General features: G+C 63.5%; 7 protein-coding genes. 6 read left to right on the forward strand and 1 reads right to left on the reverse strand.

Going from position 1 to position 6,584, the window contains the following annotated elements:
• Positions 1-12: 12 nt before the first annotated feature.
• The gene (rhmD, locus tag G473_RS0123285; RefSeq protein WP_029015083.1) at positions 13-1,194 is read right to left on the reverse strand and encodes an L-rhamnonate dehydratase; all 1,182 of its coding nucleotides are present in this window, start codon (positions 1,192-1,194) and stop codon (positions 13-15) included.
• A gap of 220 nt (positions 1,195-1,414) precedes the next feature.
• On the opposite strand from rhmD, the gene lra1 reads away from it, so the two are divergent.
• The 6 genes from lra1 to G473_RS0123315 all read left to right on the forward strand — a co-directional run.
• On the forward strand, positions 1,415-2,179 hold the full coding sequence (gene lra1, locus G473_RS0123290) for an L-rhamnose 1-dehydrogenase Lra1 (RefSeq protein WP_029015084.1): 765 nt from the start codon (positions 1,415-1,417) through the stop codon (positions 2,177-2,179).
• Between the two features lie 129 nt (positions 2,180-2,308).
• Entirely contained in the window at positions 2,309-3,055 is a 747-nt protein-coding gene (locus G473_RS0123295; RefSeq protein WP_029015085.1) for a (Fe-S)-binding protein, read from the forward strand.
• On the forward strand, positions 3,052-4,473 hold the full coding sequence (locus tag G473_RS0123300; RefSeq protein WP_029015086.1) for a lactate utilization protein B: 1,422 nt from the start codon (positions 3,052-3,054) through the stop codon (positions 4,471-4,473). Before G473_RS0123295 ends, G473_RS0123300 begins: the two co-directional genes overlap by 4 nt.
• Positions 4,470-5,138 (forward strand): LutC/YkgG family protein, encoded by a 669-nt coding sequence (locus G473_RS0123305; protein WP_029015087.1) that lies wholly within the window; start codon positions 4,470-4,472, stop codon positions 5,136-5,138. Before G473_RS0123300 ends, G473_RS0123305 begins: the two co-directional genes overlap by 4 nt.
• Positions 5,139-5,141: 3 nt before the next feature.
• A complete protein-coding gene (kduI, locus tag G473_RS0123310) occupies positions 5,142-5,987 on the forward strand; it encodes a 5-dehydro-4-deoxy-D-glucuronate isomerase (protein WP_029015088.1) in 846 nt (281 codons plus the stop codon).
• A 235-nt stretch (positions 5,988-6,222) separates the two neighbouring features.
• Positions 6,223-6,584: SDR family NAD(P)-dependent oxidoreductase (locus tag G473_RS0123315; RefSeq protein WP_029015089.1), on the forward strand; the 362-nt coding region annotated here is incomplete at its 3' end.

Below are 6,584 nucleotides of genomic sequence, written 5' to 3' on the forward strand. Positions count from 1 at the left end.
ATAGCCTTATGCTCAAGAACGGGGATAGGGGCGGTGCAGCTTGATCTCGCGATTAAGCTCGACACCAAAGCCCGGCTTGTCGGACAGCTTCAGCTTGCCATTGACCGGCACCGGTTCGCCCAGCAACTGCGGATGGAACATCGGCACCACCTCGTCCGCCTTCGGCGCCATCATCAGGAATTCGGCGAACGGGCTGTTATGGCGGGTGATGACGAAATGGTAGGAATAGACTGACGATCCGTGCGGGATCACCATGATGCCCCGGCTGTCCGCCAGATTGGCGATCTTCACCAGTTCGGTCATGCCACCGCACCAGCCCACATCCGGCTGGATAATGTCGCAGCAATCCATCTCCATCAGCATGCGGAAGCCCCAGCGGGTGGCTTCATGCTCGCCGGTGGTGACCAGCATGCCGGTCGGCGCGTTCTTCTTCAACGCGGCATAGCCCCAGTAATCGTCGGGCGACAGCGCCTCTTCGATCCATTTCAGGCCATATTCATGGGCCTTGTGCGCCAGCTTGGTGGCGTAGTTCAGGTCCAGCGCCATCCAGCAATCGAACATCAGCCAGAAATCCTCGCCCACGCGCTCCCGCATGGTGGCGAGTTCCTCGATATTCTTGCGCAGGCCTTCCTCACCCTCGGCCGGGCCGTGATGCAGGGGCATCTTGCCGCCGATGAAGCCCATCTGCTTGGCAAGGTCCGGCCGGGCGCCGGTGGCATAGAAGGTCAGCTCGTCACGGACGGCCCCGCCCAGCATGTGATAGACCGGCTCGCCGCGCAGCTTGCCCAACAGGTCCCACAAGGCCAGATCGACACCGCTCATCGCGTTCACGACCAGACCCTTGCGGCCGTAATATTGGGAGCCGAAATACATCTGGTCCCAGATCTTCTCCACCTCGACGGGGGAGCGGCCTTCCAGGAAGCGGGCGAAATGCTTCTCCACGATATAGGCGGCCGGCTCGCCGCCCGTCGTCACCGCGAAGCCCACCGTGCCGTCGCTGGCCTCGATCTCCACCACCAGCGTGCCCAGCACATTGATGCCAAAGCTCTGCCGGCTCTGCCGATATTCCGGATAGCGGCTCATCGGGGTGGCAATATGATCGTCGATCCAGTGGCCGTCGCCCTGGTCGTGATAGTCGGCGCCACCGCCCCGAACAACATAGGCGCGGACTTGGCGAATGGTGGGGAAGCCCATGATGGTCCCTATCTCCCAAATGGCAGGCAGGCAAGGTGCCCCCAACGCCTGCATTCTTCTTTATGAGACTCCGTTCTATAAAATGGGACAAACCCTGTCAATGGGGTGCAAAGCCTTGTCACCCTTTGGTTGGGACATGGATGCCCACCCGCAAGACACTTGCTCCGCGTACTGATTTATGAGATGTCGTTCCGTAATATGAGAATTCTGGAGGAACTCCATGCGTTTGCTCGAAGGTAAGACCGTCCTCATCACCGGCGCTTCCCGTGGGATCGGCGCTGCGGTCGCGGTGGAATGCGCCCGTCACGGCGCGAACGTCGCTATTAACTATGCCAGCAGCCCGGCAGCAGCGGAAGCCGTGGTGGCGGAGATCGAGAAGCTGGGCCAGCGCGGTATCGCCGTGGCTGGTGACGTGTCCGATCCGGCGGCGTCGAAGGAATTCGTCAAGGCCGCCGTGGATGCCTTCGGCTCCGTGGATGTCTTTGTCTCCAACGCTGGTATCTGCCCGTTCCATTCCTTCCTGGATATGCCGGTCGAGGTGGTGGATCGCACCATCAAGGTGAACCTGAACGGTGCCTATTATATGACGCAGGCAGCGGCCAACCGCATGAAGGATCAGGGCAAGGGCGGGGCGATCATCGCCATTTCCTCCATCTCGGCCCTGGTCGGCGGTGGCATGCAGACCCATTACACGCCGACCAAGGCCGGTGTGCATTCGCTGATGCAGTCGTGCGCCATCGCGCTTGGCCCCTATGGCATCCGCTGCAATTCCCTGCTGCCGGGCACCATCCTGACCGACATCAATAAGGAAGACCTGGCCGATACGGCCAAGCGCACCTACATGGAAGGCCGTATCCCGCTGGGCCGCCTGGGCCAGCCGGAGGATATGGGCGGCCCGGTCGTGTTCCTGGCATCTGATCTGGCCCGCTATGTCACGGGTGCGGCGCTGCTGGTCGATGGCGGTGCCTTCGTCAACCTGCAGTAACAGGTTGATCTGAACAGCCGGGCCTCGCTGCCCGGCTCGCATCATTCCACCTCATCCCCCGGGCTCATCCCCTGGCCGGGCTGGGGTGGAGATGCTGTCCGTTACCCCCCTCTCGGACCTTATATTCCCATGCGCGTGTCGCTTTTCATCACCTGCATCAATGACAGCCTTTATCCCCATACCGGTCAGGCGGTGGTACGGGTGCTGGAACGGCTGGGGCATGAGGTGGTTTTCCCCGAGGGGCAAAGCTGCTGCGGCCAGATGCACCATAATTCCGGCTACGCGCCGGAAGCGGTGGCGATGGTCCGCCAGTTCGTGGAAATTTTCCGCGAAGCGGAAGTGGTGGTCGTCCCTTCCACCTCCTGCACGGCCATGATCCGCACCCAATATCCGCATCTGGCCCGCCATGTGGCCAAGGATGCGGCCCTGCTGGAAGCGGTGGAGGCCCTGGTGCCCCGCGTGTGGGAATTTTCCGAATTCCTGACCCGGAAGCTGGGCCTGACCGATGTGGGCGCCTATTACCCGCACCGGGTCACCTATCACAGTTCCTGCAATTCCCTGCGGTCCCTGGGGCTGGGTGACGGGCCGCTGACCCTGCTGCGCCATGTGCGCGGGCTGGATCTGGTGGAACTGCCCAACAATACCGAATGCTGCGGCTTTGGCGGCACCTTCGCTGTGAAAAACGCGGAAACCTCCACCGCCATGCTGACCGACAAGATGCGCCACATCCTGTCCACCAATGCCGAGATCTGCACCGCCGGCGATAATAGCTGCCTGATGCATATTGGCGGCGGCCTGTCGCGCCAGCGCACCGGCGTGCGCACCGTGCATCTGGCGCAAATCCTGGCGTCGACCGCTGAGGCACCGCTGGCATGAGCAACGCGACCTTCACCAGCCGGGCAGCGAAAAGCCTGCGCAACAGCCAGCTTCGCCGCAATATCAACAAGGCCACCACCACCATCCGGGGCAAGACGGCCCGCGTGACGGCGGAATTGCCGGATTGGGAAGCCTTGCGCCTTGCCGGCCGGGAGATCAAGCGCAGCACCCTGGCAGAACTGGACAAGCACCTGATCGCGCTGGAGGAAAGCGTGACCAGGGCCGGCGGCACCGTCCATTGGGCCCGCGATGCGGCAGAAGCGCGGGAAATCGTGGTGCGCCTGACAAAGGCGCATAACACGGATCAGGTCATCAAGATCAAGTCCATGACCACGGATGAGATCGAGTTGAACCCCGCCCTGGAAGGTGCCGGCATCCGGCCCTATGAGACCGATCTGGCCGACATGATTGTGCAGATGGGGCGGGAGAAGCCCTCCCACCTGCTGGTGCCGGCCATCCATAAGAACCGGGTGGAAATCCGCGATCTGTTCCGCGACCAGATGGGCAGCCATGGCGAGGGCCTGTCCGACCGGCCGACCGATCTGACCAAGGCTGCCCGCGCCTATCTGCGCGACAAGTTCCTGGAAACCAGGGTCGCCATTTCCGGTGCCAATTTCGCCGTAGCCGAGACCGGTTCCGTCGTGGTGGTGGAATCGGAAGGCAATGGCCGCATGTGCCTGACCCTGCCCGATGTGCTGATCTCCATCATGGGGATCGAGAAGGTGCTGCCGCGCTGGCAGGATCTGGAAGTTTTCCTGCAATTGCTGCCCCGCGCCGCCACGGGCGAGCGGATGAACCCCTATACTTCCATCTGGACCGGCACCGTGCCGGGCGATGGCCCGCGTGAATTCCATCTGGTGCTGCTGGATAATGGCCGGTCCAAGATCCTGGCGGACGAAGTATCGCGGGAAACCCTGCACTGCATCCGCTGTTCGCGCTGCCTGAATGTCTGCCCCGTCTATGAACGCGCCGGCGGCCATGCCTATGACAGCATGTATCAGGGGCCCATCGGCGCCATCGTCACCCCGCAATTGAAGGGGCTGGAAGAGGCAGGTTCCCTGCCCTATGCCAGCAGCCTGTGCGGCGCCTGCCACGAGGTCTGCCCCGTCAAGATCAACATCCCGCAGATCCTGGTGCATCTGCGCGGCAAGGTCGTGGAATCGAAGCGGGAAACGGCCCTGGGCAAGCTGTCGGGCGAGAATATGGCCATGCAGGTCGCGTCCCGCCTGTTCAACAACCAGCAGGCTTTGGAATGGAGCCTGTGGGCCGGCCGTCTGGGGCAGAAGCTGCTGACCCGCGACGGGGTGATGCCCTGGCTGCCGCCGCCTTTGTCGGGCTGGACCCTGTCGCGTGATTTCCCCGCCCTGCCGGAACAGAGCTTCCGTGATTGGTGGAAGCAGCGGGAGAATGGCAAATGAGCAGCCGCGACATCATGCTGGCCACCATCCGCCATGCCATCAGCCGCCCGGCACCCGATGGCCTGCCGGCGGTGCCGCCACCGGGTGACCTGCCGGCCTATCGCCGCCGGCTGGATGCGACGGGACCTGAGATCGTGGACCGCTTCCTGGAGCGGCTGCGCGACTACAATGTCCATGTCGAAGTGCTGGACAGCGAGGCTGCCGTGATTGCCGCCGCCACGGCGCGGCTGGCGGCCCTGGGCCTTGACCGGCTGGTCATTCCCGCCGACCTGCCGGCTGCCTGGCGCCCGGCGGGCGTGACGCTGGTGGAAGATCAGGCGCTGGACCATCAGACGCTGAACGCAATCCCCGGCGCCCTGACCGGGGCGGCCCTTGCCATTGCGGAAACCGGCAGCATCGTGTTGGATGGGGGCCGCCATCAGGGCCGCCGCGCGCTGACGCTGCTGCCCGATTACCATTTGTGCGTCGTCTTTGCCGGCCAGCTTGTCGGGCTGGTGCCGGAGGCGATGGACCAGTTGGGCCGCCATCCGGCACGGCCCATCACCTTTTTCTCCGGGCCGTCGGCGACGGCGGATATCGAACTTGACCGCGTGGTCGGCGTTCATGGTCCCCGGACCCTGGACGTGCTGTTCGTCACCGGCCCTACCCAACCAAGGGAGTTTTAAGACATGTTCGCGAAGACCTACCAGGCGACGCATCCGGTGATGATGCAGGGTGCCAGCAATGACGATCTGCGCGACCGCTATCTGATGCAGGGCCTGTTTGCGGTGGATCAGGTGGTGCTGAATTACAGCCATAATGAGCGTTTTGTGGTGGGCGGTGCGGTGCCGGTGCAGGGCACGCTGGCCCTGCCGCTGCAGTCGGTTCCCCCCTCTGCCGCCGGCCAGCCGTTCCTGGAACGGCGGGAACTGGGCATCATCAATATCGGCGCCGCCGGCACAGTGACGGTGGATGGCGTGGCCTATGATCTGGCCAACAAGGATGGGCTTTATGTCGGCATGGGCGTAAAGGAAGTCACCTTCGCCTCGGCCGATGCCGCCAACCCGGCGAAGTTCTATCTGGTCTCCACCCCAGCCCATGCCAGCTTCCCGACCAAGAAGATCGGCATCAAGGACGCCGTGGCGCTGGAGCGTGGCGCGCTGGAAACCAGCAATGAGCGCACGATCTATCAGTATATCGTGCCGGCGACCTGCCAGTCGGCGCAGCTTCTGCTGGGCCTGACCATGCTGAAGCCGGGCAGCGTCTGGAACACGATGCCGCCGCACCTGCATGACCGCCGCTCAGAAGTCTATCTGTACTGCGACCTGTCGACCGAAAACCGCGTCTTCCATTTCATGGGGGAACCGGAAGCCGCCCGCCATATCGTGGTCGCCGATGGCGAGGCCGTGATGTCGCCGCCCTGGTCCATCCATATGGGCTCCGGCACGTCGAACTATTCGTTCATCTGGGCCATGGGCGGGGAAAACCTCGACTATACCGACATGAACGTCATCGACATCTGCCAGCTGCGCTGAGGCCGGTGGGGGCCGGGGGGCACCACGCCCAATGGCTTCAGTGCCTGGGGTTTGTCAGGGTTTGGTTGAATTATCTTCCACCGTCACCCCGGCGCAGGCCGGGGTCCAGTTTCGTAGAGCAACGCGCTTGTGACCCTGGACCCCGGCCTGCGCCGGGGTGACGGGGAAGTAGCACAAATCCCCCCATTCCCCCCCACTTCACACCCGCCCTTCACTCCCCCCAAGGAGCATCCCGATGAGCAATCCGTTCAGCCTTGATGGCAAGGTGGCGCTGGTGACCGGCGCCAATACCGGTATCGGTCAGGGCATTGCGCTGGCGCTGGCCCAGGCCGGGGCGGCCATTGTCGCCGTTGGCCGGTCCACGCCCAGCGACACGCAGCAGGCGGTGGAAGCGGCCGGCGCCAAGTTCCATTTCGTCCATGCCGACCTGGGCACCGGCGCGCCGGTGGCCGAGGTGGTGGAAAAGGCCGTGGCCGCTTTTGGCCGGCTGGACATCCTGGTGAACAACGCTGGCACCATCCGCCGTGCCGATGCGCTGGATTTCACGGAAGCCGACTGGGATCTGGTGCTGGACGTCAATCTGAAGACGCCCTTCTT

This window comes from Niveispirillum irakense DSM 11586, from assembly GCF_000429645.1.
Classification (GTDB): Bacteria; Pseudomonadota; Alphaproteobacteria; order Azospirillales; family Azospirillaceae; genus Niveispirillum; species Niveispirillum irakense.

What these genes read in the sequence shown, in the direction of transcription:
- rhmD (WP_029015083.1), bottom strand. Translation starts at nt 1,194, where the DNA reads ATGGGCTTCCCCACCATTCGCCAAGTCCGCGCCTATGTTGTTCGGGGC.
- G473_RS0123295 (WP_029015085.1), top strand. Translation starts at nt 2,309, where the DNA reads ATGCGCGTGTCGCTTTTCATCACCTGCATCAATGACAGCCTTTATCCC.
- kduI (WP_029015088.1), top strand. Translation starts at nt 5,142, where the DNA reads ATGTTCGCGAAGACCTACCAGGCGACGCATCCGGTGATGATGCAGGGT.
- G473_RS0123305 (WP_029015087.1), top strand. Translation starts at nt 4,470, where the DNA reads ATGAGCAGCCGCGACATCATGCTGGCCACCATCCGCCATGCCATCAGC.
- G473_RS0123300 (WP_029015086.1), top strand. Translation starts at nt 3,052, where the DNA reads ATGAGCAACGCGACCTTCACCAGCCGGGCAGCGAAAAGCCTGCGCAAC.
- lra1 (WP_029015084.1), top strand. Translation starts at nt 1,415, where the DNA reads ATGCGTTTGCTCGAAGGTAAGACCGTCCTCATCACCGGCGCTTCCCGT.